The organism is Corallococcus sp. AB045 (assembly GCF_003668895.1).
GTDB lineage: Bacteria > Myxococcota > Myxococcia > Myxococcales > Myxococcaceae > Corallococcus > Corallococcus coralloides.
Window position 1 is genome coordinate 21,134 of sequence record NZ_RAWN01000036.1, and the last position, 26,578, is coordinate 47,711.

At 71.5% G+C, this 26,578-nt stretch carries 16 protein-coding genes; 7 read left to right on the forward strand and 9 right to left on the reverse strand.

Translation table 11 applies throughout. From position 1 onward, the window contains the following. Nucleotides 1–7: 7 nt before the first annotated feature. From D7Y21_RS11465 to D7Y21_RS11475, 3 genes are all read right to left on the reverse strand, one after another. Nucleotides 8–1,456: a glycosyltransferase gene (locus tag D7Y21_RS11465; RefSeq protein WP_121713142.1), complete on the reverse strand. Its 1,449-nt coding sequence runs from the start codon at nt 1,454–1,456 to the stop codon at nt 8–10. A 10-nt stretch (nt 1,457–1,466) separates the two neighbouring features. Further along, nucleotides 1,467–2,819: a universal stress protein gene (locus D7Y21_RS11470; protein ID WP_121713144.1), complete on the reverse strand. Its 1,353-nt coding sequence runs from the start codon at nt 2,817–2,819 to the stop codon at nt 1,467–1,469. Between the two features lie 123 nt (nt 2,820–2,942). Next, nucleotides 2,943–4,835, reverse strand: coding sequence for a bifunctional acetyl-CoA hydrolase/transferase family protein/GNAT family N-acetyltransferase (locus D7Y21_RS11475; protein ID WP_233612066.1), 1,893 nt, complete (start codon nt 4,833–4,835; stop codon nt 2,943–2,945). A gap of 116 nt (nt 4,836–4,951) precedes the next feature. Here D7Y21_RS11475 and ppsA point away from each other — a divergent pair, with 116 nt between their 5' ends. Continuing rightward, a complete protein-coding gene (gene ppsA / locus D7Y21_RS11480; RefSeq protein WP_121713147.1) occupies nt 4,952–7,300 on the forward strand; it encodes a phosphoenolpyruvate synthase in 2,349 nt (782 codons plus the stop codon). A 7-nt stretch (nt 7,301–7,307) separates the two neighbouring features. Here the strand turns inward: ppsA and D7Y21_RS11485 are convergent, their stop codons facing one another. After that, entirely contained in the window at nt 7,308–10,163 is a 2,856-nt protein-coding gene (locus D7Y21_RS11485; protein WP_147469258.1) for a PAS domain S-box protein, read from the reverse strand. Next, on the reverse strand, nt 10,160–12,643 hold the full coding sequence (locus D7Y21_RS11490; protein ID WP_199735406.1) for a cation-transporting P-type ATPase: 2,484 nt from the start codon (nt 12,641–12,643) through the stop codon (nt 10,160–10,162). The genes D7Y21_RS11485 and D7Y21_RS11490 overlap by 4 nt, the downstream gene beginning before the upstream one ends. A gap of 213 nt (nt 12,644–12,856) precedes the next feature. Here D7Y21_RS11490 and D7Y21_RS11495 point away from each other — a divergent pair, with 213 nt between their 5' ends. After that, nucleotides 12,857–14,152, forward strand: coding sequence for a universal stress protein (locus tag D7Y21_RS11495; RefSeq protein WP_120561571.1), 1,296 nt, complete (start codon nt 12,857–12,859; stop codon nt 14,150–14,152). Between the two features lie 19 nt (nt 14,153–14,171). Further along, nucleotides 14,172–15,227, forward strand: a complete 1,056-nt coding sequence (locus tag D7Y21_RS11500) for a zinc-binding dehydrogenase (RefSeq protein WP_120561570.1) — start codon at nt 14,172–14,174, stop codon at nt 15,225–15,227. Nucleotides 15,228–15,251: 24 nt separating this feature from the next. On the opposite strand, the gene can is transcribed toward D7Y21_RS11500, so the two are convergent. Together can and D7Y21_RS11510 are read right to left on the reverse strand one after the other, a co-directional pair. Continuing rightward, the gene (gene can, locus D7Y21_RS11505) at nt 15,252–15,926 is read right to left on the reverse strand and encodes a carbonate dehydratase (RefSeq protein ID WP_120561569.1); all 675 of its coding nucleotides are present in this window, start codon (nt 15,924–15,926) and stop codon (nt 15,252–15,254) included. Nucleotides 15,927–16,001: 75 nt separating this feature from the next. Then, nucleotides 16,002–16,931 (reverse strand): hypothetical protein, encoded by a 930-nt coding sequence (locus tag D7Y21_RS11510; protein WP_147443107.1) that lies wholly within the window; start codon nt 16,929–16,931, stop codon nt 16,002–16,004. Between the two features lie 117 nt (nt 16,932–17,048). Between D7Y21_RS11510 and rraA the strand changes: the two genes are divergently transcribed. Next, entirely contained in the window at nt 17,049–17,546 is a 498-nt protein-coding gene (gene rraA / locus D7Y21_RS11515; RefSeq protein ID WP_120561567.1) for a ribonuclease E activity regulator RraA, read from the forward strand. Nucleotides 17,547–17,646: 100 nt separating this feature from the next. On the opposite strand, the gene D7Y21_RS11520 is transcribed toward rraA, so the two are convergent. Further along, complete coding sequence (locus tag D7Y21_RS11520) at nt 17,647–18,996, reverse strand: cytochrome-c peroxidase (RefSeq protein ID WP_233591377.1); 1,350 nt, start codon at nt 18,994–18,996, stop codon at nt 17,647–17,649. A 288-nt stretch (nt 18,997–19,284) separates the two neighbouring features. On the opposite strand from D7Y21_RS11520, the gene D7Y21_RS11525 reads away from it, so the two are divergent. The 3 genes from D7Y21_RS11525 (at nt 19,285) to D7Y21_RS11535 (ending at nt 24,578) form a co-directional block, all read left to right on the forward strand. Then, nucleotides 19,285–22,578, forward strand: coding sequence for a kelch motif-containing protein (locus D7Y21_RS11525; protein WP_121713154.1), 3,294 nt, complete (start codon nt 19,285–19,287; stop codon nt 22,576–22,578). Nucleotides 22,579–22,781: 203 nt separating this feature from the next. Further along, the gene (locus tag D7Y21_RS11530; protein ID WP_121713156.1) at nt 22,782–23,951 is read left to right on the forward strand and encodes a right-handed parallel beta-helix repeat-containing protein; all 1,170 of its coding nucleotides are present in this window, start codon (nt 22,782–22,784) and stop codon (nt 23,949–23,951) included. A 96-nt stretch (nt 23,952–24,047) separates the two neighbouring features. Continuing rightward, a complete protein-coding gene (locus D7Y21_RS11535) occupies nt 24,048–24,578 on the forward strand; it encodes an ankyrin repeat domain-containing protein (RefSeq protein WP_121713158.1) in 531 nt (176 codons plus the stop codon). 13 nt (nt 24,579–24,591) lie between these two features. Here D7Y21_RS11535 and D7Y21_RS11540 read toward each other — a convergent pair whose 3' ends face one another. Continuing rightward, complete coding sequence (locus D7Y21_RS11540) at nt 24,592–26,499, reverse strand: transketolase (protein ID WP_120561563.1); 1,908 nt, start codon at nt 26,497–26,499, stop codon at nt 24,592–24,594. Nucleotides 26,500–26,578: the final 79 nt, after the last annotated feature.

Below are 26,578 nucleotides of genomic sequence, written 5' to 3' on the forward strand. Positions count from 1 at the left end.
TCCGGCGTCAGTCGCTCGCCTCCGCGCGCACGTCCAGTTCCTGGAGCAGGGCCACGAAGTCGGTGAGGTGGCGGGCGGCGGTGAAGCGGGTGCGGACATGTTCGTGCGCCTGGGTCCCCAGGCGGGCCGCGAGGACGGGATCGTCCAGCAGCCTTCGCACCGCGGCGGCGAACCCGGCCAGGTCCCCGGGGTCACGCACGAGCAGGCCGTCCACCTCGTGGCGGACCTGGTCCTGGAGGCCGCCCACCGCGCTCGCCACCACGGGCCGGGACTTCCACATGGCCTCCGTGATGGTGAGCCCGAAGCCCTCCCGCAGGCTCTTCTGCACCACCACCGCCGCGTGGCGCTGGAGCGCGTTGACGATGGCGGCGTTCTCATCCGGGTCCACCATGGGCAGGCACGCCAGGTGGACGCGCTGGCGCAGGAAGTGCGGCTGCTCGTGCCACGCGGCGATGACGGCCTCGAGCGTCGCCGCCGCCTCCGGGTCATCCGCGACGGACGTCACCGAAGGCCCGGCGAGGACCAGCTCCGCGCGCAGGCCGGGCGACTCCCGCAGGAGCAGCGCGAAGCCCCGCAGAACCCCCGCTGGGTCCTTCAGGGGGTCCCACCGGGAGACCTGCACCACGAGCGGCGTCCCGGGGGCGGGCGCCGCGCCCAGCCGCACGATGTCCGCCCCGCGCGACACGCGGGCCGGGACCCCGTCCATCCGGGTGAAGACGGGCTCGGGCGCGTCCGGCGTCAGCTCCACGAGCCCCGTGTGCCCCAGGATGGAGTGCGCGACCTCCGGCGCCATGGGCTGGTTCTTCACCGCGAAGATGTCGATGGAGGGTGGGATGACGACGGACCGGTCCGCGAGCAGGGGCGGCACGTAGGCGGCCCGGGAGAAGACCGCGAGCCGAGCGGCGGCCAGGTCCGGCGCGAGGAACGCCCACGCCCGCGCCACCTCCGCATCGAGCGTGTCACTCCCGATGTGGCAGCGCCAGACCACGCGCGCGCCCGCCGCGGCAAGCGTCGGGGCCAGCCCAGCGGTCTGGGGGTCGTGCAGCAGCACCACGTCCCCCGGCCGCACCAGGACGAGCAGCTCCTCCGCGTTGTCGCGGAGCACCTCGGCGTAGCAGGCGCGCTCGGCGGGCCCCAGGACCGAGCCGTCCCCTGGAGAGCCATGCAGCGCGTGGTGCAGCCGCTTGGTGACGTGGAAGAAGGCGGGCGTGCCCTGCACCACCATCCAGCGCGTGTCCACACCCGCCCCGCGTGCGTAGGCGAGCATCCGGGGCAGCAGCTCCGCCACGCCTCCACCCCGGGCCGTGGAGTTCACATTCCAGAAGGTGCGGCCCGCCATGCGCTCGCGGGCCTGCTCCGCGTTCTCCTGGAGCGCCTCCCACTCCAACCCCGTGAGCCTTGGCCGGAAGCACTCCAGCGAGCTGGCCTGCACGTGGACCTCGAAGGGCTTCAGCATGGCGTCACCATCACGGCAGCACGGGGTGCTTGATCACCAGCACGGGCCGGCGGCTGCGAGCCACCACCTCCTGGGCCACGGAGCCGAGCATCGCGCGGCGAACACCCGTGCGCCCGTGCGAGCTGATGCAGAAGATGTCCGCCCCGTACCGCTCCGCCGCCTGGCAGAGCACCTGCGCGGCGTGGACCCCGGACAGCAGCTCCGTCCGGACGGTGATGCCCCGGCCGGCCGCGTCGCTGGGGACCTGCGCCTCGAGCTGGCGCCGCAGCTCGGCCTCGTCGTCGTCCATGCCCAGGGCCATCGCGGGCCAGAAGTCCGCGTAGACGACGGGGATGGGCGACTCGATGACATACACCAGGATGAGCTCTCCGCCCCGGGGTAGGAGCGACAGGGCGTGGGGGATGGCCTGGTTCGCCAGCGGCGAGAAGTCCGTCGAGACGAGGACGCGCTGGATGGACGGGATGCCCACGGCCGCTTCGGCCTCCCGTGCCGCGCAGGACGGGACGCAGGCGACCGCCGCCACCGGCGCGAGCTGGAGGGCGGAGAGCGACACCGAGCCATGCCGCACGCGCCGCAGTCCCCGTCGCTGGTGGCTGCCCAGGAGGAGGAGGTCCGCACGCGCCGCCTCCGCGAGCCTGGCGAGCGGCTCCGCCACGTTCCCGTGGTCGGAGGACATCCGCAGCTCCGCACCAGCCTCACCGATGCGCGTCAGGCGCTCCCGCAGGTCCCGCTCGAGGATGGCCTCGATGCCCTCGGGCCCCGGGGTCGCGCGGTACAACCCGAGCCGTCCGTACTCCGTGGCCGGATTGTAGACGTGGGCGACCGTCAGCTCGACCGGCCCCACCCGGCGCAGCTCCGGAAGCCAGCGCAGCGCGACCTCCGCGCTGTTCGAGAAGTCATCACCCACGACGACCCGCAGCGGGCGCTTTGCCTGGCACCAGTCCAGGAACGGCTCGGACAGACGGACCATCAGGAAGGGGCAGCGCGACAGCTGCGCGATGCGCGCCGGGACGCCGCCCAGCCGCCAGCGCTTCTCCGAGCGCCAGCCCAGGGCCGCCGTGATGATCATCCGCGCCTGGAGTTTCGCGGCGTGCTCGACCAGCGCCTCGTCCGGCATGCCCAGCAGCACCTGGGGCTCCACGGACAGCCCTGGATGGCTCAACCTGTCGGCCTCGGCGGCGAGCCGCTTCTCGAGCTCCGTGATGGTGCTGCCGTGCTCGGCCGGCCAGTCGCGCCGGAGCATGCCGGGCTCCGCGGCGTGCACGAGCACCAGCGGCGTGCCCGTCCGCTCCGCGATGGCTGCCGCGACGCGGACGGCCTCCCGGGCATGGTCGGAGAAATCCGTGCCGACGACGATGGCCATGACGCCCCCCAAGGGGCTTCGCAGGCCCCGCTGCCCGCGAGGGCGCCCCCCTTGCGTGGAACGGTTGGGGCTGGCGGCGGAGTGCGCAAGAGCTCCGGGCAGGGGCAGGCGGCGCGCGGCCCCTCACCCGGGTGCGGGGGCCGGCGGCGCGGGCGCCTCCGGGAAGAGCAGCTCCAGGTGGTACATGCCGTCCTCGCGGCGGCTGCGCACGGGCAGGCCGCTTTCGTGGAAGACGTCCAGCATGGAGGTGTTCGTCACCAGGACATCCGCCTGGAAGCCGGGGATGCCCCGGGCCATGGCGGCCTCGCGGATGCGCCGCATCAGCACCGTCCCCACGCCACGCCCCTGCCAGTCGTCGCGGACCACGAAGGACACGTCCGCCAGGCGCGTCGCCGGGTCCACGATGTAGTGCACCACGCCCACCACCTCCTCCGTGCCGGGCGGACATGCGACCAGGGCCATGTCGTGCTCGAAGTCCAGGTCCACCAGCCGTTGGATCTCCTCGTGCGGGTGCTCCTTCTTGAAGCCCATGAAGCGCCGGTAGCAGCTCTCGCGCGACAGGCCGTACAGCAGGTCCTGCAGGGCGCGCTCGTCGGTGATGCGGGCCGCGCGGACGACCAGCGCGTCGTGCGACAGCGTGTGCTCCAGCCGCTCCTCCGCCCAGGGGTAGCGCGCGTGGGGGACCACCTGGTCCGGCAGCACCCAGCGGCGTCCCTTGGCCGCGGCCAGAAGCTCCGCCCGGAAGTCCGGGTGGGCGACGTTGATGAGCGCGAGCGCGCGCTCACGGATGCTCTTCCCCCAGAGCTCCGCGACGCCGTACTCCGTGACGACGGAGTGGACGTCCCCCCGGCTCGTCACCACGCCGGTGCCGGGCTCCAGCGCCAGTTGGATGCGGCTCACCGTGCCTCCCTGCGCCGTGGAGGGGAGCGCGATGATGGCCCGGCCTCCGGGACTGCGGCTCGCGCCCCGGATGAAATCCACCTGCCCGCCGATGCCGGAGTAGAAGCACCCGCCCAGCGTGTCGGCCGCCACCTGGCCGGTGAGGTCCACCGCCAGGGCGGAGTTGATGGCGACCATCCGGGCGTTGCGCGCCACCACCGCCGGGTCGTTCGTGTCGTCGCTCGGCCGCATCTCGATGGCCGGGTGGTCATGCGCCCAGGCGTAGAGCCGCTGGCTGCCCATGATGAACGACGTGACGAGCTTGCCCGCGAGCACCGTCTTCCTTCGTCCGGTGATGACGCCCGCCTCCACCAGGTGCATGACGCCGTCGGAGAGCATCTCCGTGTGGATACCCAGGTCGTGGTGGTTCACCAACTCCGCCAGGACCGCGTCCGGGATCCTCCCGATGCCCGACTGCAACGTGGCGCCGTCCGGGATGAGCCGGGCGACGTGCGCCCCGATGCTCCGGGACACCGCGTCGGGTGGCTCGGGATGGACCTCCAACAACGGGAGCGTCACCGGCACCAGGTGGTGGATGCGGCGCACGTCCAGGAACGAGTCCCCGTGCGTGCGCGGCATGTTCGGGTTGACCTCCGCGATGATGAGCGAGGCCGCGTCCACCGCGGCGCGCACGATGTCCACGGAGACGCCCAGGCTGACGTAGCCGTGGGCATCCGGAGGGCTGACCTGGATGAGCGCCACGTCGATGCGGATCTTCCGGCTCCGGATGAGCTCCGGGATTTCGGAGAGGAACACCGGCATGAAGTCCGCCCGCCCCTCCTGCACGGCCTGCCGCACGTTGGGCCCGATGAAGAAGGCGACGTGGCGGAAGCGCCCGGCCTGCGAGCGCTCCACGTAGGGCGCGGGCCCCAGCGTCAGCAGGTGCACCACCTCGTTGTCCGAAAGGTAGGGGCCGCGCTCGTCCACCAGGGCCCGCACCAGCGTCACCGGCTCGGCGGCGCCCGAACCGATGAGGATGCGCCTCCCCGGCAGGACGGCGCGCAGGGCCTCCTCGGCCGTCCTCACCCGGTCCGCATGGCGTTGGATCCAATCGTCCATCCCCGTCCGGATAAGCACGGGGCGCGTCCTCCGCGCGCCGGGACGGGCAGGCTCGCGGTGTCCCTGCTCCCCTGACGGTGTACGTCCAGAAGGCGCCAGCCCCAGCTTGGAAGGAGCGCGAGGAGCCCAAGACCATGGATCCGACCCTTCCCCCAGAGCCTTCTGCCCGGGCACCGGAACCCCGACCGGCCCCGCCCCCGTCCATCCTCTGGTTCGACGCCCTGTCCCGGGAGGACGTGGCCCAGGCCGGAGGCAAGGGCGCCAACCTGGGGGAGCTGACCCGCGCCGGGCTGCCCGTGCCCCCGGGCTTCGTCATCACCGCCGCCGCCTTCCATCAGGCGATGGAGCCCGTGCGCGCCCGGTTGCGCGAGCTGTGGGAGCGCGTGGATCCAGATGATCCGCGGTCGCTCACCGAGCTCACGGAGTCCCTGCGCGGCCTCGTGCTCGAGGCGCCCCTGCCCGACTGGCTGGACACCTCCATCCTCGCCGCCTATCACCGGCTGCGGGAGTGCTCCGCGGTGGCGGTGCGCTCGTCCGCCACCGCGGAGGACACCGCCACCACCTCCTTCGCGGGCATGCACGAGTCGTTCACCAACGTGGCGGGCGATGACGCGCTCCTCGACCGCGTGCGTGCGTGCTGGGCGTCGGCCTTTGGCCCGCGCGTGGTGGCCTACCGCAAGGCGCAGGGGCTCACGGAGGTGCCGGAGATCGCCGTGGTGGTGCAGGCCATGGTGGACTCGACGCGCTCGGGCGTCATGTTCACCGTGGAGCCCACCACCGGAAACCGCTGGCACCTCGTCATCGAGGGGGCCTTCGGTTTGGGAGAGGTCGTCGTGGGTGGACAGGTGGAGCCCGACACCTACGTCGTGGACCGCGAGGGGCCGCGCCTGCTGGAGACGCGCGTGGGCCTGAAGTCCTTCCAGCTCGTGCGCGATGGCGTGGGCCGTGAGAAGCGCGAGGAGCTCCCTCCGGAGCGGGCCCACGCGCGGGTGCTCACGGACGTGGAGGTGCTGGAGCTGGCGCGGCTGGGGCTGCGCGTGGAGCGGCACTACGGCGCGCCCCAGGACATCGAGTGGGCGGAGCAGGACGGCCGGTTCTATCTGGTCCAGTCGCGGCCGGTGACGACGGGGTCCGCCGCCGCGCCTGAGGCTCCGGGGGCCGCCGTAGCCTCGGAGCGGGCGCGGGTGAGCGGGCTGGGCGCGTCTCCCGGCGTGGCCTCCGGCCGCGTGCGGGTGCTGCGTGACGCCCGGGAGGGCTCGAAGCTGGAGGCCGGTGAAATCCTCGTGGCGCCCATGACGTCTCCGGACTGGGTGCCCACGCTGCGGCGCGCGGCGGCGGTCGTCACCGACAGCGGCGGCATGACGTGCCACGCGGCCATCGTCAGCCGCGAGCTGCGCAAGCCCTGCGTGGTGGGCACGCGCACCGCCACGAAGGTCCTGCGCGATGGGGAGGAGGTCACCGTGGATGGCGCCGCCGGCACCGTGCGAGAGGGCCTCGCCCGGGAAGCGCCCTCCGTGGCGGTGGTGGGGCCGCCCTCCCCCAATGCAGGGCCCCAGCTCCGGGAGGCCAGCGGGCCGGAGGCGCTGGGCACGCGGCTCTACGTGAACCTGGCCCTGCCGGGACAGGCCCGGGAGGCGGCGGCGCTCCCGGTGGACGGCGTGGGGCTGCTGAGGGCGGAGTTCATGCTCACCGAGGCCCTGGCCGGCGTGCACCCGCGCAAGCTCATCGCCCAGGGGCGCAGCCGCGAATTCGCCGAGCGGATGGCCCAGGCGCTCTTGACCATCACCCGCGCCTTCCGGGGCCGCCCGGTCGTGTACCGGACCACGGACTTCCGCACGAACGAGTTCCGGGGGCTGGAGGGCGGCGGCGAGTTCGAGACCGTCGAGGCCAACCCGATGATCGGCTTCCGGGGCTGCTACCGCTACCTGCGCGAGCCCGAGGTGTTCCGGCTGGAGCTGGAGGTGCTCGCCCGCGTGCGGGACGAGACGCCCAACCTGCACCTGATGATTCCCTTCGTGAGGACGAAGTGGGAGCTGGAGGCGTGCCTGGAGGCCGTGGAGAAGAGCCCGCTGGGACACCACCGCGGGCTGGAGCGCTGGGTGATGGCGGAGGTGCCCTCCGTCGTCTACCGCATCCCCGAGTACGCACGGATGGGCATCACCGGCGTGTCCATCGGCTCCAATGACCTCACGCAGCTCATGCTGGGCGTGGACCGGGACTCGGAGCTGTGCGCGGAGCTCTTCGACGAGGAGGACGCGGCGGTGCTGGACGCCATCGTCCGCATCATCCGGGCCAGCCGCGAGGCGGGCATCACGTCGTCCCTCTGCGGCCAGGCCCCGTCGAACCGGCCCGCCTTCGCGGAGCACCTGGTCCGGGCGGGCATCACCTCCGTCTCCGTGGACCCCGCGGCCGTCGGCGCGACCCGGACGGCCGTGGCGGCGGCGGAGCGGCGGCTCCTGCTGGAGTCCGCCCTGTGCCGGTAGGGCACGCTCAGGCGTACGTCCCGGCGTGCGCCTGGGCGCCTTCCGCCGCGGGCAGCGTGAAGAAGAACGTGCTGCCCACGCCGGGCGCGCTGTCCACGCCGACCTGACCGCCGTGGGCCTCCACCAGCCCCTTCACGATGGAGAGCCCCAGCCCCGCGCCCTCCTTGCGCTTCGGTCCGGCCTGCCAGAAGCGCTCGAAGATGCGCGGCCGGTCCTCCGCCGCGATGCCGGGGCCCGTGTCACTCACCAGGAAGCGGACCTGGCCCGCCTCCGGCTGGACGCGCAGCAGCACGCGGCCTCCCTCGGGCGTGAACTTGAGCGCGTTGCCCAGGAGGTTGGAGAGGATCTGCGACAGCCGCTCCGGATCCGCCAGGACGCGGGGCACGCCCTCCGGCACGTGGGCCTGGAGGAGGAGCGACCTTGCCTCCGCGAGCCCCCGGTGCTGCTCCAGCGCCTCCTGGATGAGCGGCCCCACCTCCAGCGGCTTGCGCTCCACCGACAGGCTTCCACCTTCCATCCGGGCCACGTCCAGCAGGTCCTGGATGAGCCGGTTCGCCCGCTGGACCGACTTCTGGAGGGCCTCCAGGCGCTGCCGGGCGCCGTCGTCTGGAGGCAGGTGCTTCTCCAGCATCCTCGTGCTGAGCTGGATGACGTTGAGCGGGGTGCGCAGGTCGTGCGCCACGATGCGCAGCACCTCCTCGCGCATGCGGATGGCCTGCTCGGCCCGTTCGTACAGGCCGGCGTTTTCGATGGCGAGCGCGGCGCGCCGGGCCAGCTCCTCGGCCTGGGCCTGCTCCCGGGCTCCGTAGCGGCGCCCGGCGCTGGACGTCGCGAGGAGGATGACCCCCAGGTTCCGCTCCCGGCTGCGCAGCGGCAGGATGAGGGCCGAGCGCGGCGCCAGCTGGCGCAGCTGCTCCCGGTGCCCGGCGTCCAACGTCGCCGCGTCGAGCATTCCGGGGGGAGCCTCCGGCAACAACACCGGCCTTCCCGTGCGCCGCACGGAGGCGATGAGGGCCGCTGGCAAGAGGAGCTCCGGTCCATACTCCGCGTCCAGCGCCCGCAGCCGCGCCTCCGTGCCCGCGTCCGCGGCCGTGTGCTCCACCCGCTGGATGCGTCCGTTCGCGTCCAGGCAGGCCACCACGCACCAGTCCGCCAGCGCCGGCACCGCCAGCGCCGCCACCGTGGCCAGCGTCGTCCGGGACGACAGGGACGCCGCGAGCCGAGGGCCCACGTCCGCCAGGAAGCGCCAGGCCTGCTCCAGCTCCTGGCGCTCCGTGATGTCATGCATCTGGGAGATGAAGTGGAGCGGCATGCCCCGCGTGTCACGCACCACCGCGCTCCAGATGAGGATGGCGATGCGGCGGCCGTCCTTGCGCACGTAGTGCTTCTCCCGCTGGAAGGAGGACAGCTCCCCCCGGCGCATCCGCTCGGCGTTCTGCTCGTCCACCGGCAGGTCCTCCGGCGCGGTGAGGTCCTGGAACGACCGGCGGAGCAGCTCGTCCCGCGAGTAGCCCACCAGGTCGCAGAGCGCCGCGTTCACGTGGAGGAAGTGGCCATCCAGTCCCACCAGCGCCATGCCAACGGGCGCGCCCTCGAACGAGGTGCGGAAGCGCTCCTCGCTCAAGCGCAGCAGGTCCTCCGCCTTCCGCCGCGCGCTGATGTCCCGGAGGATGACGGTGAGCCGCTGCACGCCCTCCACGTCCAGCTTCATGATGCTGGCCTCCGCCGGGAACGCCTCGCCTCCCCGGCGCCGCCCGAGGATGGGCAGCCGCTCGCCCATGTGCCGGGACGTCGCCGCGCCTTGCGCGAAGCGCCGCACGTGCTCCGCATGGACGGCCCGGAGATGCTCGGGGAGGAGGATGTCCAGCGGCTGGCCCAGCACCTCCCGCGCGGAGTAGCCGAAGATGCGCTCGGCGCTCGCGTTGAACAGGACGATGTGCTGCTCGGTGTCGATGGAGATGATGGCGTCCGCGGCGTGGGTGACGATGCCCGCGAAGCGCGCCTCCGACAGCCGCAGCGACTGCTCCACCCGCCGCCGGCTCGCGTCCAGACGGGAGAGGGCGTTCGCATTCCAGAGGACCACGGCGAGGAAGGCCGCCATCGTCAGGAGCACGAAGAGGGTGACTCCCTCGGTGGTGCCGTAGAGCTCCAGCCGCTCACCCAGGAGCCGGACGGCGCCCGCCACGGGCACGAGCAGCAGGACCGCGAACAGCAGCCGCCGCGCCGAGTGCCCCCCGAGGTCCTCGCGCAGCAGCACGCCCGTCAGCCCACGCTCAGGGTGGAGCGAGAGCAGCCCTCCCGACAGCAGCAGCAGGCCCAGCGACAGGGGGAGTCCCGGCGCCCTGGAGGCTCCCACCACGGTGTTCAGGGGGGCCAACCCGAACCAGTGCCCCTGGTACACCCCTCCGACGAGGCCCCACACCGCGAGCAGCGCGGCGCAGGCGGCCAGCCACCGCGCGGGGTACCCGCCCTGGCGCGTGCGCACGTGCAACGTCCAGAGCGACAGCCCCGTGAGCAGCAGGCCCAGCCCGCCTCCCGGTGCATCCCGGGTGAGCTCCGCGACGCCCAGGACCACGACCCCGGTCGCCAGCGCCCGCCCCACCGCGCGAGGCCCGCCGCGCGCCGCCTGGGCGTGGAGCAGCCAGAGCGCGCCTCCCGCGAAGAGCAGGCCCCATCCGTCCCAGGGAGACGGGCGGTCCGGGGCCGTGGTGGGCGACAGGGCCCAGCCGCCCACCACGAGCACGCCCAGCAGGACCGCGAACGCGCTCGCTGCGGCGACGACCCCCGCGAGCCCCCTCGCGAACCAGGGCGGCGCACTCCGAGCGGAAGGCGCGGACGGGGTGGCGGGAGGCGGGTGCGTCATGAGGTCTCCGGGGCCGGCGTGCGCCGGCGGGTTCGCCACCGGTGGCCCCGGAGCAGGCCGCCCCGCGCGTGAGGCCCCGCGACGAGCAGGGGCACCAGCGCGGCGGCGACGGCGACGAGGACCCGGCCCCAGTCGCGAGCAGTGGGCGGGTGCAGCCCCACGAGCGCGGCCAGCGCGGGCACCTGGATGAGCAGCACAGAGAGGCCCAGCGACAGGGCGCAGACCCACCGCGCGGTGCGGGTCCGCAACCTTGTGAGCACGGCCGCGAAGGTGGCGCTCGCCAGCGTGAGCGAGGCCATCGCCACCGCCCTCGCGCGCTCGATGTCGTGCCCTTCCGACAAACATCGCGCATAGGCCCAGACGAGCCCGCACGCCATCAGCCCGCCCACCGCCGAGAGCAGGGTCCACTCCCGCCAGGAGAAGAAGCGCGCCGCGGGCCTCGCGCGCAGCGGGGTGAGCCGCCCGGGCCGCGCGGCCGCCTGGAAGGCCAGCATCGCGGTGGGGTGGATGATGAGCTCCAGCCACACGATGTGGATGGGCAGGTACAAGAGCGGCTGTCCCCAGAGCGGCACCAGCGCCGCCGTGCCGACCAGCGGGATGTGGATGAGCAGCAGGTAGAGGAAGCAGCGCTGGAGGTTGGAGAAGAGCTGACGGCCCTCCGCGATGGCGCGCACCAGCGTGCCGAAGTCGTCGTTCAGCAGCACGATGGAGGACGCCTCGCGAGCGCTCCGCGTCCCCCGCTCCCCCATGGCGATGCCCACGTCCGCGACCTGGAGCGCCGGCACGTCGTTCACCCCGTCCCCCGTGGCGGCCACCACCTCGCCCTCCTTCCGGAGCGCCTTCACCAGCGCGTACTTCTGGGCAGGCAGCGCGCGCGCCACCACGTCCACGGGCGGCACCCTGCCCGTGTCGGCCAGCCGTGCCTCCAGGTCCTCTCCCGTGAGCACCACCGGATGTTCGCCCCCCAGCCCCAGCCGCCCGGCGATCGCGAGCGCCGTCCGGGGGTGGTCCCCCGTCACCATCACCGTGCGCAGCCCCGCGTCGCGGCACTCCCGCACCGCCGCCTCCACCCCCGCGCGCACCGGGTCCTCGCACGCCACGAGCCCCAGGAAGTCGAAGCCCCGCTCCGGTTCGCCGCCATGCCAGTGCGCCGCGTCCAGCGTCCGGCTCGCGCACGCGATGACCTTGAGGCCCTCGCGCGCGAGCGCGTCCAGGCGGAGCACCCACTCCCGCCGGGCATCCTCGGACAATGTGCACAGGCCCAGCACCCGCTCGGGCGCGCCCTTCACGGCGGCGAGCAGCGTCCCGGGCCCCTGCCGCACCACCGCCGTCTCACGCTGACGGTCCTCGGTGAACGGGAAGGTGGCCTCACGGGTGGGAGCGGGCAGCTCCGGCAGGTCCCGCGCTCCCGCCTCCAACAGCGCCACGTCCAGCGGATCCTTCCCCTCCTCCCGCGAGGCCAGCACCGCGGTCCGCAGCAGCACCCCCGGCGAGGTCCCGGGTGACGGCAGCAGCCGGGTCACCCGCAGGAGCCCCTCGGTCAGCGTGCCCGTCTTGTCCGAGCAGACGCAGCTCACGCGGCCGATGTTCTCGACCGAGACGGCCTGCCGCACCAGCGCCTGCCGCCGGGCCAGCCGGTACACCCCCGCGCCCAGGAAGAACGTGAGGGCCACCGGGAACTCCTCGGGCAGCGCCGCCACACCGAGCGTCGCCGCGCTCAGGAGCGCGTCCAGCCAGCCGAACCCCTGTCGCAGGCGGACGAGCGCCAGCACCGCGCAGAGCGCCGCCGCCACCCCCACCAGCACCGCCACCAGGTGCGCCACCGCGTGCTGGAGCGGCGTGCGTGCCCGGGCCTCCTGCCCCGCCGAGCGGATGATGCTCCCGTACAGGGTCTCCGGACCGGTGAGGACGACGCGCACCCAGGCCGTCCCGGTGAGCAGCCGCGTTCCCGCGAGCCCCCAATGCACCGCCTCCACCGCCGGCTCCACCCCGGGCGGGAGGCGCTCCAGCGGCCGCTTGCGCACGGGCATCGACTCGCCGGTGAGCGAGGACTCCTCGGACTGCAGGCCCTGCCCCCGCACGACCAGGCCATCCGCGGGGAACGTGCTGCCCGCCTCCACGCGCATGAGGTCTCCCGGCACCACGTCCTCCGCCGGCACCTCCGTTTCACGGCCGTCGCGCGACACCGTGGCGCGCTCGGCCAGGCGTCCGCGCAGGCCCTCGGTGGAGGCCTGGGTCCGGTGGTGCAGGAAGACGTCCATGCCCAGCAGCGGCACGAGTGCCAGCAGCATCACCACCGCATTCACCTGCTCGCCCAGGGCGAAGTAGAGGGCGCTCGTGCCCACGAGGAACCAGAGCATCGGGTCGCCTCCGGCCTCGCGCAGGCTCTGGAGCGCGGAGCGGGAAGGCCGGCCTCGCACGTCGTTGCGGCCATAGCGCGCGCGGCGCGCCAGCACCTCTTCCGCCTCCAGACCGCGCACATCTTCCCAGCCATGAGGCAGGCGATCGACCGGAACCAGGACTCGCATGACGCCCCCGGAAGAAGCTGGGGTCCTGCATGGGCGTCGTCAACGCGTCCGGCCCCCGTGAGCCCATCGAGAGGGACCTGGCGTGCGCCGCGTCCGCTGCTTCCGCGTGGGACATGCCGCGCTTGCGCGGTGACTAGCTTGGAGAGGCGACTGCACGGAGGGGCCATGACCATCGCCTGCGCGACCAATTTCTCGGAAGACGCCCGGCGCGCCTGTGACATCGCGGCGCTGCTCGCACGGCGGCTGAACGTGCCCCTGTGCCTCGTGCACGTCCTGTCCGGGAACCTGGTGCGGACCTTCGGGGACGCCATCTGCGAAACCGCCGAATCCACGCTGCGCGACGAACGCGACCGGTTGCGGTCCACCGGCATCCAGGTCGACTCCGTGCTCCTCACGGGAGAGCCGGAAGAGGAGCTGCGGGACCTGGTGGCGAAGCGCGGCCTCCAGTGGGTGGTGACCGGGGCGCCGCGCGAGGACACGCCCTTCCGGGGCCTGGGGGGCACGGTCGACCGGATGGCCCAGCTGCTGGAGGTCCCCTTCCTGGTGGTCCGCGAAGGCTCGGGCCTGGAGGCCTGGGCGCGCGGCGAGCGCCCCTTGCGGCTCATGCTGGGCGTGGACCGCTCCAGGCCCTTCGAGGTCGCCCGGGAGTGGGTGAAGCGGCTCGCGAAGGTCGGCCCCGTGGAGGTCGTGGGAGGCCGCATCGTCTGGGTGGGCAGCGAGGCGGAGCGGCTGGGGCTGGTGCACCCGCACAGCTACAAGGACATGTCCCCGGAGCTGCGACAGGCACTGGAGCGCGAGTCCGACTCGCTGCTGGAGCCCCTGCGCGCGGAGGGCCTGCCGGTGCGGTCCCGGCTGGAGCCGGGGCTGGGCCGCATCGCGGACCACCTCATCGCCCTGGCCACGGAGGAACAGGTGGACCTGCTGGTGGTGGGTACGCACCAGCGCAGGGCGCTCGCGAAGCTGTGGAGCGTGTCCCAATCCGCGCGGAGGCTGGCGCCCATGTCGGTGGTCAGCGTGCCGGTGCGCGCGGCGGAGCAGGGGCTGGAGCAGGAGACTCCCCGGGTGCGCTCGGTGCTCGCGACCACGGACTTCGGCGAGGCCGGCGACCGCGCCATCGCCTACGCCTTCGCCATCACCCCACCGGGCGGCACGGTGCACCTGCTGCACGTGGAGCCCGCGCAGGCGACGCCCGAGGAGCTCCAAGCGGCGCGGCATCAACTGGAGCTGCGCGTACCGTCCCCGGAACACAACGGCAGCCACAAGGTCGAGCTGTCGGTGCTCAAGGGCGACGACATCGCGGCGGTCATCACCCAGGCGGCCGAACGCCACTGCGTGGACCTGGTGTGCATGGGCACGCACGGCCGCACGGGAGTGAGCCGGATGGTGCTCGGCTCGGTGGCGCAGCAGGTGATGGCCCGCAGCGACCGCCCCGCGGTGACGGTGCGCATGCCGCGCACCTGAAAGACAGACGAGGTGAGCCATGAAGGCAACCGTGTTCCAAGGCCCCCAGAAGCTGGGCATGGAGGAGGTGGAGCGGCCCAAGGCAGGCGTGGGCGACGCCATCGTCCGGGTGACACTCACCACCATCTGCGGCACCGACGTGCACATCCTGCGCGGCGAGTACCCGGTGAAGCCGGGCCTCACCGTGGGCCATGAGATGGTGGGTGTCATCGACGAACTGGGGCCGGGAGTGACGGGCTACCAGGTGGGGCAGCGCGTGCTGGTGGGCGCCATCACGCCGTGCGGCCAGTGCCGGGGCTGTCTCTCCGGGCACGCGTCCCAGTGCGGCCACGGCGAGGGCCTGGAGGCCCTGGGCGGCTGGCGGCTGGGCAACACGATGAATGGCGTGCAGGCGGAGTACGTGCGCGTGCCCTTCGCGCAGGCGAACCTGGCGCCCATTCCGGACGAGCTGAAGGACGAACAGGTGCTGCTCCTGGCGGACATCGCGTCCACGGGCTTCAGCGGCGCGGAGTCCGGCGGCGTGAGGATTGGGGACGCGGTGGTGGTGTTCGCGCAGGGGCCCATCGGCCTGTGCGCCACCGTGGGGGCGCGGCTCATGGGCGCGTCGCTGGTGATTGGCGTGGACGGGGACGAAGCGCGTCTGGCCATGGCGCGCAAGCTGGGCGCGGACGTGGTGCTCGACTTCCGGAACCAGGACGTGGTGGCGGAGGTGAAGCGGCTCACCGGCGGCGGCGCGGACGTGGCCATCGAGGCGCTGGGCACGCAGCAGACCTTCGAGAGCGCGCTGCGCACACTCAACCCGGGCGGCACGCTGTCCAGCCTGGGCATCTACTCCGGGAAGCTCCAGGTGCCCTACGACGCCTTCGCCGCGGGGCTGGGGGACCACCGCATCGTCACCACGCTCTGCCCGGGCGGCAAGGAGCGCATGCGGCGCCTGATGGAGGTGGTGCGCGCGAAGCGCGTGGACCTCACGCCGCTCTTCACGCACCGCTTCCAGCTCAAGGACATCCGCGACGCGTATGAGCTGTTCAGCCAGCGCAAGGACGGCGTGCTCAAGGTCGCCATCCGGCCTTGAGCGGACGGGCTCGCGGCGGTGCGCCTACCGTGCCGCCGCGTAGCGCGCGAGGCTTTGGGGCAGCTTCGCGGCCAGCTCGTCCGGGCCGCTGAGCGTCAGGCCCAGGTCATGGAGGAGGCCATCCTCCACGCTGTAGACCCACCCGTGCACGGTGAGCGCCTGTCCGCGCTCCCACGCGTCCTGCACGATGGTCGTCTGACACACGTTCTGCACCTGCTCCAGGACGTTCAGCTCGCCCAGCCGGTCATGCCGCTCGCGGGGTGGCAGTGATTCCGGCAGGAACCGCTCGTGCTTCTGGTGCACGTCCTGCACGTGGCGCAGCCAGTTGTCCGCCAGCCCCACCCGCTTGCGCTCCATCGCCGCACGCACGCCGGAGCAGCCGTAGTGGCCGCAGACGATGATGTGCCGCACGCGCAAGAGGTCGATGGCGAACTGCAACACCGACAGCGCGTTGAGGTCGGTGTGCACGACGACGTTGGCGATGTTGCGGTGGACGAACAGGTCGCCGGGCATCAGGTTGACGATCTGATTGGCCGGCACGCGGCTGTCGGAGCAGCCAATCCACAGGTACTCGGGCGACTGGTGGCCGGCCATCTTCCGGAAGAAGTCGGCGTCCTTCTCCACCATGGAGGCGGCCCACTGGCGGTTGTTCTGGAACAGCGCGTCCAGCGTCCGGTCGCCCGTGTTTCGGTCGGTCATCCGCCGGAATCTATCCCGGCGGAAGTCCGGTGCCGCGCGCCGTTTCCACGAAGGAACGGCGCGCGGTGGTGCGTGCTACCGCGGCGCGAACGTGCCGCTGCGGAGTTCGCCGTCAATGCCCCCAGCGCTCAAGGCGTCAAAGCTCGCGGCGCCCCCGATGATGTCCGCGGACTGCAGAAGCGGATAGCCGTCCGCGCTCAAACCCATGTTTGGCGCAAACGGGTAGAGCGAGAACCGGATGCCCCTCTCCAGGTTCTCCAGGACGATCTGGCCCAGAGAAACGTTGGACGAGCCAGCGGCTTCCATGAAGAAGCTCATCGAACGGCCCTGAAGGGCGGCGATGACCTGCTCCTGGAGGGCCGCGCTCACCGGGCCTCCCACTTGGAAGGTCACAGGCGCAGTCTCGACAGTGACGCGCTTGTAACCGTACTCAACCGAGCGCGTCACCGTGGACGACTCATAGCTGATGACGAAAGGCATGCTCTTCCCGGCCAGCTCGGTGAAGATGTTCGAGGAGCCGTACGGCGGAGGGCTGGCCCAGAACTCGATGGTTCCGGAAATCCACCCGCCCGAGTCCACGCCGATGCCCACGTCCGCGGTGCCGTCTCCCGGCACCTTGAACAGGAAGCGCACCGGGCGCGTCTCACCCTCGCCCAGCGTGAACGCCATCGGGTTCGGCGACACCAGCGTGACAGGCACCGTGACGCCCGGCGCGTCCGTGCGCTCCACGTGCCATTCACCGTTCATCTGGATGGTGTACGTCCCGGCCATGAGCGCCAGGCTCACCGACTCCGCGGACGTGTCCGTGATGGTCGCGTTCTGCGGCCCGGTGATGGCGAACGTCGCGCCCACCAGCTTGTAGCTGCGCCCCGCCGACGTCGACACCAGCGGCAGCTCCAGCAGGCCCTCGCCGTCGCGAAGCACCGGCGTGGACGTTCCAGAAACCTCACCACACGCGACCACCAGCAACGCGAGCGCGCCCACCAACCACTTCAGCATTTGCATGGACTTCCCCCTCAGGAAGACGCGGACGATAGGATTTCGAACATTGCACGGTCAAGGCACGCGGACCCGCACGCGCAATCACAGCCATACCCGGCCGGCGCGTGCATCCTACGAATCATGAGCGATACCCCTGACATCAAGACGGCGGATCTCTGCGACGCCCACTCGGGAACTCCGCAATTCCAGGTCGCCGAGCCGGGATTCCAGGACTATGGCGGGCGCCAGAGTTTCTTTGGACCCATCAGCACCGTGCGCGCGCCAGAGGACAACTCCCTGGTGCGCAAGGCATTGGAGGAGCCCGGCCAGGGCCGCGTGCTGGTGGTGGATGGTGGAGGCAGCCGCCGCTGCGCGCTGGTGGGTGACGTGCTCGCGGCCCTGGGCCAGAAGAACGGCTGGGCGGGCGTGGTGGTCAACGGCTGCATCCGCGACGCGGAGGAGGTGGGTCGCACCGGCATCGGCGTGAAGGCGCTGGGCACCCACCCGCTCAAGAGCGGCAAGCGCAACGAGGGCCAGCGCGACGTGGAGGTGCGCTTCGCCGGCGTCACCTTCACCCCAGGCCACCACCTCTACGCGGACGCGGACGGCATCGTCACTTCGCAGAAGGCGCTGCGCTGACCTTCGACTTCCCCACCCCGGGCCACACGGAGCGCAGCGCCCCCGCGAGGGTGCGCAGCGCTTCAGCCGCCAGCAGCGCCGCGCGCGGTGAGCCCGCCCGTCACTGGAAGTAGCCGTCCGAGAGCGTGCGCAGGAAGGCGACGATGGCCTGCTCCTCCTGGGGTGACAGGCCCAGGTTGCCCAGCTCCCGCGTGTTGATGTTCAGCCCCACCTCCGGCATGGGCCAGCAGTCCACGCCAGGCATCCCAGACGTGCTCCCCGTGCAGACCGGCAGCACGTCGCGCGTGTTGTAGAAGTGGACGACCGACTCGAGGCTCTTGAAGTAGCCGTTGTGGGCATAGGCCTTGGTGAAGCCAGGGAAGGGGCGCTTGTCCACGTTGCGCAGGGTGGGAACCTTGACCCTGCCCAGGTTGGCGCGCGCGGAGGGCGCGTAATCCTGGCGCGTCTGGAGGAAGCCCCCCAGGCCCAGGTCGATCCAGAAGGGCCCGTCCGGGTTGAACTGGAGCTGCCAGTACCAGGGATTGAGCAGGTTGCGCGGCACGCCCAGGTTCTCGAAGGTGTAGTCGGTGAAGAGCGGCGGCTCGCCGCCCGGGCCTCGCTGGCTCGTGTGGCAGTTGTCGCAGTTCGCCTTGCCCTCGAAGAGCTTCAGGCCCCACTGCTCCTGCGAAGAGAGCCGCGCGCGGCCCGCGAGGTAGGCGTCGTACTTCGAGGAGAAGGCGTTCACCTCGCGAGAGCCCTCGTACGCGGCGATGGACCTCGCGATGTTGTCATAGGCGAGCGGCACGTCGCCGCAGATGCGGGCGCCCCAGACGGCCCGGAAGAGGTCGCCGTACGGGCCGCCGCAGACCTTGGCCACCACCGCGGCCTCGCTGGGGTTGTTCTGCTCCACCGGGTTGAGGAAGGGACCCTGCGCCTGATCCGCGGCGGGGTTGCCCAGCTCCTCGCCGGTGGCGCGGCCGTCCCAGAAGTTGCCGCCCACGAAGTCGGGCTGTCCTGGCGTCACCCGGTGGAGGATGGGAGCCTGCGTGGCATAGGCGGACGAGGGCGGCTTGCGATTGCCAAAGCGCCCGCGCACGGCGCCTTCATAGACAGAGCCGGTGAGGTTGATGAGCAGGCTGGGACCCGTCCAGCCCACCTCGGGGCCATGACAGACGGCACAGGCCTGGCCCATGGGCTCGGAGAGTCGGCGGTCGAAGAAGAGCAGCTTGCCGAGCCGCTCCACGGGCTTCAGGCGGCCGGGCGCCGACGTGGCCTCCTCTCGCAACGTGGCCTCGAAGATGGCCGACGCCTGGAGGGACTCGGTCGTCTCCGGCGACTTCGCGTCGTCCGTGTCCCCGCTCGCGGGTGCCTTCATTGGCAACGTGCGCGGGGGCGGAGCGACTTCGCACGCCAGCGGCCCACCCAGCGTCAGCAGCAGGAACAGCTTCCAGCATGACCTCGAGCCGTGCATGTCCATCACCTCGGATTGAGAGGGGGCGGATAGGGTGGTGTCGCCACCGGCCCTCGGGCCATTGGCCGGAAGCGTTGCCGTCTGTTGGATTCCGGGGATGGGATTGCCCTTTGGATTTGGAAGGGCATACCTCCGCGGACGTGAAGGCCCCTGCCGCCCCCTACTGACGACAGGGAGCCCCCGTCGTCCGGCAAGCGACGGCGGGCCACCTGCCCGGGTCATAGGCGGCAATGTCTTCCATCCCGGATAGTCCGCCCAATCACTATCGCGACAAGGAGGGGGACGTTCATGAAGAGAGCAGGCATGCACCTGATGCTGGTGCTCGTGGCAGCGCTGTTCGCGGGCTGCGGTGCTTCATCCGAGGAGGCGGGGACGGCGCGCTTCATGGTCGCCGCGCACCAATCCCTCGCATCCGACATCACCCGCGTCGTCGTCACCTCCGGGGGAGCGGGCATTCCCTCCGTGTCGGTGGAGCTCGCGCCCACGAACGGGGTGTGGGGCGGAATCATTGGCAACATTCCGGCGGGCGCCGACCGCACCTTCCTGGCGCAGGCCTTCGATGCCGGGGGCACGTTGCGCTTCGAGGGCTCCGCCTCCGGCATCTCCATCCTCGCGGACCAGACGACCCTCGTCGCCATCACCCTCCAGCAGCTCAATCCCCCGCCGCCCTTCGAGAACGAAGCGCCCATCATCGACTTCGTAGCGGCGAACCCAAGCACCGTGGCGGCCGGAGGCACCGTCTCCCTGTATGCCTCGGCGCATGACCCGAACCCGGGTGACACGCTCGGCTACGCGTGGAGCGCCACCGGGGGCACGTTCGCATCGACCACCGAGCCCGTCACCTCGTGGACGGCGCCTGCCTCCACCGGGCTCCAGACGCTCACGTTGACGGTGACCGATTCGCGAGGCCTGGCCTCCAGCGCCCTCCTGGTCGTCAACGTCCTGCCCGAGGGCGAGGGTGAGGCCGAACTGTCCATCTTCTTCAACAGCGCGCCCCAGGTGTCCTCCATCACCGCGACGGCGACGCAACTCTCCGTCGGGCAGATGACCACGGTCTTCGCGCTGGCCACGGACCTGGACGGGGACCACCTCTCCTATTCCTGGAGTGCGTCGTGCGCGGGCACCTGGACCGACTCAAGCTCCGCCCTCGGCGAATTCACGCCCTCGCTCGTGCCGGCCGGGGCCTGCAACAACTGCCGCCTGACCGTCGCCGTGTCCGACGGGCGCGGCGGGCACACCACGGGCACCGTCGCCCTGTGTGTCAGCAACACGCCGCCCACCACGCACCTGGCGCCCGTCATCCTCCGCTCCTACCGCTCCGCGAACACCGCCGACCCGGGCGACGTGCTCACCTATGAGGTGGCCGCCAGCGACCCGCAGGGCTCCGCACTCACCTTCTCCTGGGACGCGAGCACCGGCACGTTGGGCACGCCGACCGGCGACTCCACGCACAGCCGCGTCACCTGGACGGCGCCCCCTTGCGCCAGCGGTGGCACGCCCCCGTCCATCACCGTCACCGTGACGAATGCCTTCGGCCTCACGGCCATCCGGAGCTTCGCGGTGACGGGCCTTCCGGTCTGTCCGGTGCGGGGTTGGGCCACGACGGGCTCCATGACGTCGTCACGCTACGCGTTCACGGCCACCCTGCTTCCCAGCGGCAAGGTGCTCGCCGCGGGTGGCTACAACGATGACCTCTTCGAGTTCGTCGCGACCGCGGAGCTGTATGACCCGGCCACGGGCACCTGGTGCCAGACAGGCTCCATGGCGGAGCGGCGCAACCAGCACACGTCCACGCTCCTGACCGACGGCAGGGTGCTCGTGGCCGGGGGATACCGTGGCGACGTCCTCGCGGCGGCGGAGGTGTACGACCCGGCCACGGGCGTGTGGAGCGGAACGGGCGCCCTGGCGGAAGCGCGTTATGGCCACACGGCGACGCGCCTTCCCGATGGCAGGGTGCTCGTCACAGGGGGATTCAGTCAGGGCTTTCTCGCGACAGCGGAGGTGTATGACCCGGCCACGGGCACCTGGAGCCTGACCGCGCCCATGGCCACGCGTCGTGCCTTCCACACGGCGACGCTGCTGCCTGACGGCAAGGTGCTCGTCGCGGGCGGGGACGACAATGAAGTCCCCCGTACGACGTCGCAGCTGTACGACCCGGCCACGGGCACCTGGAGCGCTCCGAGCACCATGGTCGCCGCGTTCATCGGTCACACCGCGACGCTGCTGCCCGATGGCAGGGTGCTCGTCGTGGGAGAACCCACGGCGGAGCTGTACGACCCGGCCACGGACACCTGGAGCCAGACCGGCGCCCTCGCCACGCCTCGCATCTCGCACACGGCGACGCTGCTGCCCGAGGGCAAGGTGCTCATCGCCGGAGGACTCCAGTTCATCAACGGCGTTCCCATCTATCTCGCATCAGCGGAGGTGTACGACCCGGGCCCGGGCACCTGGACTCCCACCGAATCCATGTTCACCGCCCGCGACCTCCACGTCGCGACGCTGCTGCTGGACGGCAGGGTGCTCGTGGCGGGCGGCCTCAATGACAGCCGTGTTCACGGCGCGGCGGAGCTGTACGGCCCGACGGGCCCCTGGCACCGGACGGACTCCATGAGTTCGTCACGCTACGCGGCCCCGGCGACGCTGCTGCCCAACGGCAAGGTGATGGTCGCGGGTGGCTACAGCAGCTCCATCTTCGGATATCTCGCGACGGCGGAGCTGTACGACCCGGCCTCGGGCACCTGGGCCCCCACGGGCACGCTGGCCGAGCCTCGCTCCCAGCACACGGCGACGCTGCTGAACGATGGCAGGCTGCTGGTCGCGGGGGGACTCGCGAGCGACATCCTCGCGACGGCGGAGGTGTATGACCCGGCCTCGGGCTCCTGGAGTGGGACCGGTTCCCTGAGAAGAGGCCGTTGGCTGCACACCGCGACCCTGCTGCCCGACGGGAAGGTGCTCGTGACGGGAGGAGGCGGTGACAACGGCACCCTGGCGAGCGCGGAGCTGTACGACCCGGCCACGGGCACCTGGAGCCCGACCGCCCCCATGGCCACGCGTCGCTCCGAGCACACGGCGACGCTGCTGCCCGACGGCAAGGTCCTCGTCGCGGGGGGGCACGACGGCACCGTCAATATCGCGACGGCGGAGCTGTACGACCCGGCCACGGGCACCTGGAGCGCGACGGGGTCCATGAGCACCGCGATCCCCCGTCACACCGCGACGCTGCTGCCCAACGGCAAGGTCCTCACCGTGGGCGGCCTGGTGGCGGAGCTGTACGACCCGGCCACGGGCACCTGGAGCGTGACGGGCACCCTGGCCAGGGCCCGTGCCGGCCACACCGCGACGCTGCTGCCCGGCGGCAAGGTCCTCGTCGCCGGGGGCACCTACACCGAGGGCGTTCCCGACCGGACGTCCGAGCTGTACGACCCGGCCTCGGGCACCTGGAGTGCGGCCGGCTCCATGGCGCAAGCCCGCTTCAACCACACGGCGGCGCTGCTTCCCGACGGCAGGGTGCTCGTCACGGGGGGCATCGACGATCAGACCCACACCGACCTCGCGACGGCGGAGCTGTACGGCCCCACCTGAACGCTCCGCTCCGCCGCGGGCCTCTCCTGGACACGTGAGCGCGGACGTCCGTACTGGAGAGGCGCCTGCCGCCCATCCCTCCCGCGCGGTCGGACTGTCACGCCCCGGCGGACGCACTGCCCCCGCCGGGGGGAGGAGCCACCCGAAGCACTGTGGCTAGCATCTCCGCCAGTGGCCGGAAGCCTCCGGTCCAGGGAGGCAGCATGCAGCAGACTCGCGGAGTCGTGGTCGCCGTGACCCTCGTCACATTGCTGACGGGAGTGCCCACCGCCCTGGCCAGTGACCCGGTGCGGTCCGCCGTGGATGCCCAGGTTGCGTTCAACCCCGGAGGCGGCGACGTCCATTGCGGTGACACCCTCACCCAACACACGAAGCTCACGCACGATCTCGACTGCCCGGCCACGGCCCCCTTCGCGCTCCGGGTCGCCGGCGATGGCATCGTCCTCGATCTGGGCGGACACACCGTCCGCCGCACCGGTCCGGAGCCATTGAGTTCGAGGGGGATCCTGGTCGAGGCCAACAGCATGGTGCGCAACGGCACCGTTCGCGGCTTCTTCATCGGGATCGTGAGCCAGCCGGGGACCGGCCAGCTGCGGCTGCACAAGCTCGCCCTCCTCGGCAACGGGTTCGCCGTCGTGAACCGGAGCTCCACGCGCTTCCTCATCACGGAGTGCTTCGTGAGCGGGAACGGCACCGGGCTGACCGGCGAGGTCGAGATGTCCAGCGGCTCGTTCGACGTGAGGGCTTCGGTCTTCACCCACAATGAGCATGCTGCATTCTTGTATTACCACTCCCTCGACGTGCTCGACTCCATCTTCACGTCCAATGGAGATGTCTTCAATTGCGTGGATGGCAATGTCCGCTTCAGGTCGAGCACGCTCGCCTGGAACACCGCGGTGGGCGGGAGCCAGGCGGACCTCGTGGGCCCCCTCTTCTGCAGCGAGTTGCGGTTCGAGAACACGCTCATCGCGAACAACGCCGCGCTCGCGACCACTCTGGAGTGGCAGCCGCTCAAGCTCTCGATGATCAACTCGTGGGTCGTCAGCAACGGCACGGGTCTCCAGGCCGCGATCGAAACGGTCTACATCGACGGCAATACCTTCTTTGACAACGCCGGCGGCCTGACCCTGTCCGACCGCCCGGCGTACGTCCCCTACCCGCTCATTGGCATCGTCCGCGGCAATCAATTCCTGAGCAACGACGGCGACGGCCTCCGGGTTCCGGAGCCCAACACCCCCACGCTGATCCGCAACGTCGCCTTGCACAACACGGGCTTTGGCATCTACGCGCCGGCCGCCTTCGACGGAGGAGGGAACGTCGCGCGGGACAATGGCGCGGGCAACTGCGTGGGCATCCACTGCGCCCCCTACTGACGCCAGGAACTGTTTCGATTTGGAGTTTCCGATTCGTCGGATGCGCCCCGGGATATCGACATGGCACGGAGGTCCTACTAGGAAGGAACACCGACCATGAGCCCCACGAACGACCCGAAGAACCCGGGTTCAACCCCGGGCACCGAAGACGACGCCGCAGTGAGGGACGCATTCACGGTCGTGCGCGCGGGGGACGCCAGCAAGCTGCGCGAACTGCTCGACGCCGGGCTCCCCGTGGGGGTGCGCAACGAGCGGGGGGACTCGCTCCTGATGCTGGCCAGCTACCACGGCCACGTGGAGGCCACGCGCCTGCTGCTGGAGCGCGGCGCGAACCCGGAGCAGCCCAACGGCGCCGGACAGACGCCCCTGGCCGGCGCGGCCTTCAAGGGCAACGAGGCCATCGCCACGGTGCTCCTGGACGCGGGCGCGGACGTGGACGGCGCGGGCCCGGACGGCCGCACGCCGCTGATGTTCGCGGCCATGTTCGACAAGCTGGAGATGATGGAGCTGCTCATCCAGCGCGGCGCGGACCACAGAGCCCGGGACGCGGACAAACGCACCGCGCTGGACTACGCGCGCTCCATGGGCGCGGCGCGCGCGGCCGAGCGGCTGGACCCGAAGCCCTGAGCCTCCCCGGGGCTCAAGCGTTCGTGTGGCCCCAGGCGTTCTCGGACGGCCTTCCCCGGCCGTCCCCGCCCCGGGCCGTCGTCTCCTCCCTCAGCGAGGTGACGGCCTCCACGATGTGCCCGGCGTCGATGCCCGCGGCGTTCAGCAGCTCCGCGGGCTTGCCGGAGCCGGGCATCTTCGTCACCGCGAGCCGCACCACGATGGGCAGCTGCTCGCGCTCACCGGTGAAGGCCTCCAGCACCGCGTCCGCCAGGCCCCCTTCCGCCCAGTGGTCCTCCACCACGATGAGCCGCCCCAGCGTCTCGCGCGCGGCCTTGCGCAGCGTCTTCGCGTCCACCGGCTTCACTGAGTACAGGTCGATGACGCGCACCGCGATGCCGTCCTTCTTCAGCGCTTCGTAGGCCTTGAGCGCTTCGTGCAGCGTGATGCCGGCGGCCACCACCGTCGCCACGTCCTCATCGGACTGGCGCACCACCTTGCTGCCGCCAATGGGGAAGTCCTCCGTCGCGGGGTAGAGCACCGGCGTCTTCTCGCGGGTGCTGCGCAGGTAGGTGATGCCCTGGCGCTCCAGCACCTGCGCCAGCAGCTTCGCGGTCTGGTTCGCGTCGCTCGGGTAGAGCACCGTGCTGCCGCCCACCGCGCGCATCATCGCCAGGTCCTCCAGGGCCATCTGCGACGGGCCGTCCTCGCCAATGGACACGCCCGCGTGGCTGCCGCACAGGTGCACCGTGGCGTTGGAGATGGCCGCCATGCGCACCTGATCATAGGCGCGCGACAGGAAGGCCGCGAAGGTGCTGACGAAGGCCTTCTTGCCCAGCACCGCCATGCCCACCGCGCTGGACACCATGTTCTGCTCCGCGATGAACATCTCGAAGTAGCGCTTCGGGTGCGCCTTCTGGAACTCGTTCGAGTACGTGGAGTTGGACACCTCCGCGTCCAGCGCCACCACGTCCGGCCGGGCGTTGCCCAGCGCCAGGAGCGCGTCGCCATACGCCTTGCGCGTGGCCTCCTTCTGGCCGACCTCGTACGTGGGCAATTGCAACGGCGAGGCCTTGTCCTGGACGGTGGCCTTCAGCGCCTCCGGCTTCTTCACCTGGACGCGGACGTCGCGCTCCCCGCCCAGCTCGCGGATGGCGTCCTTCGCCTTGTCCTCCGGCAGCGGCTTGCCGTGCCAGCCATCGTGGTTGGCGATGAGCGAGGAGCCGCGCCCCTTCTCCGTCTTGCAGATGAGGCAGGTGGGCTGGCCCTTCTTCGCCTGCGCTTCGGCGAAGGCCCGGTCGATGGCGTCCAGGTCATGGCCGTCCAGCGTGACGGCGTTCCACCCGAAGGCGCGGACGCGGGCCGCGTAGGCCTCCAGGTTCCAGCCCAGCTCCGTCTCGCGGCTCTGTCCCAGGCGGTTCACGTCGATGATGGCGCACAGGTTGTCCAGCCCGTAGTGGCCGGCCTTGTCGAACGCCTCCCACACGGAGCCCTCCGCCGTCTCGCTGTCACCCATGAGCACGTAGGTGCGGAAGGGCAGTCCGTCCATCCTCGCGCCAAGCGCCATGCCCACGCCCACGGCCAGGCCCTGCCCGAGCGAGCCGGTGGCCACGTCCACGAGCGGCAGCACGTGCGGGTTCGGGTGCCCCTCCAGCCGGCTGCCGAACTTGCGCAGCGAGAGCAATTCCCGGTCGTCGATGGCGCCCGCCGCCTTGAAGGCGGAGTAGAGGACCGGGCAGGCGTGGCCCTTGGAGAGCACGAAGCGGTCGTTGTTGGGGGCCTTCGGCTGTTGGAAGTCGAAGCGCAGGTACTTCTGGAACAGCACGGCCATGATGTCCGCCGCGGACATGGACGAACTGGGATGGCCCGAGCCCGCCGCCGTGGTGCAGCGGATGCTGTCGATGCGCAGCTGCGCCGCGAGGTCCGCCAAGGTGTCCGCCATCGTTTCGCTCCCGGGTTGGGGGGCCAGGGGTGTGCCCCCGCTACTGTGTTGACTGCCCCGGCTTGCGAGAAGCGTTGCC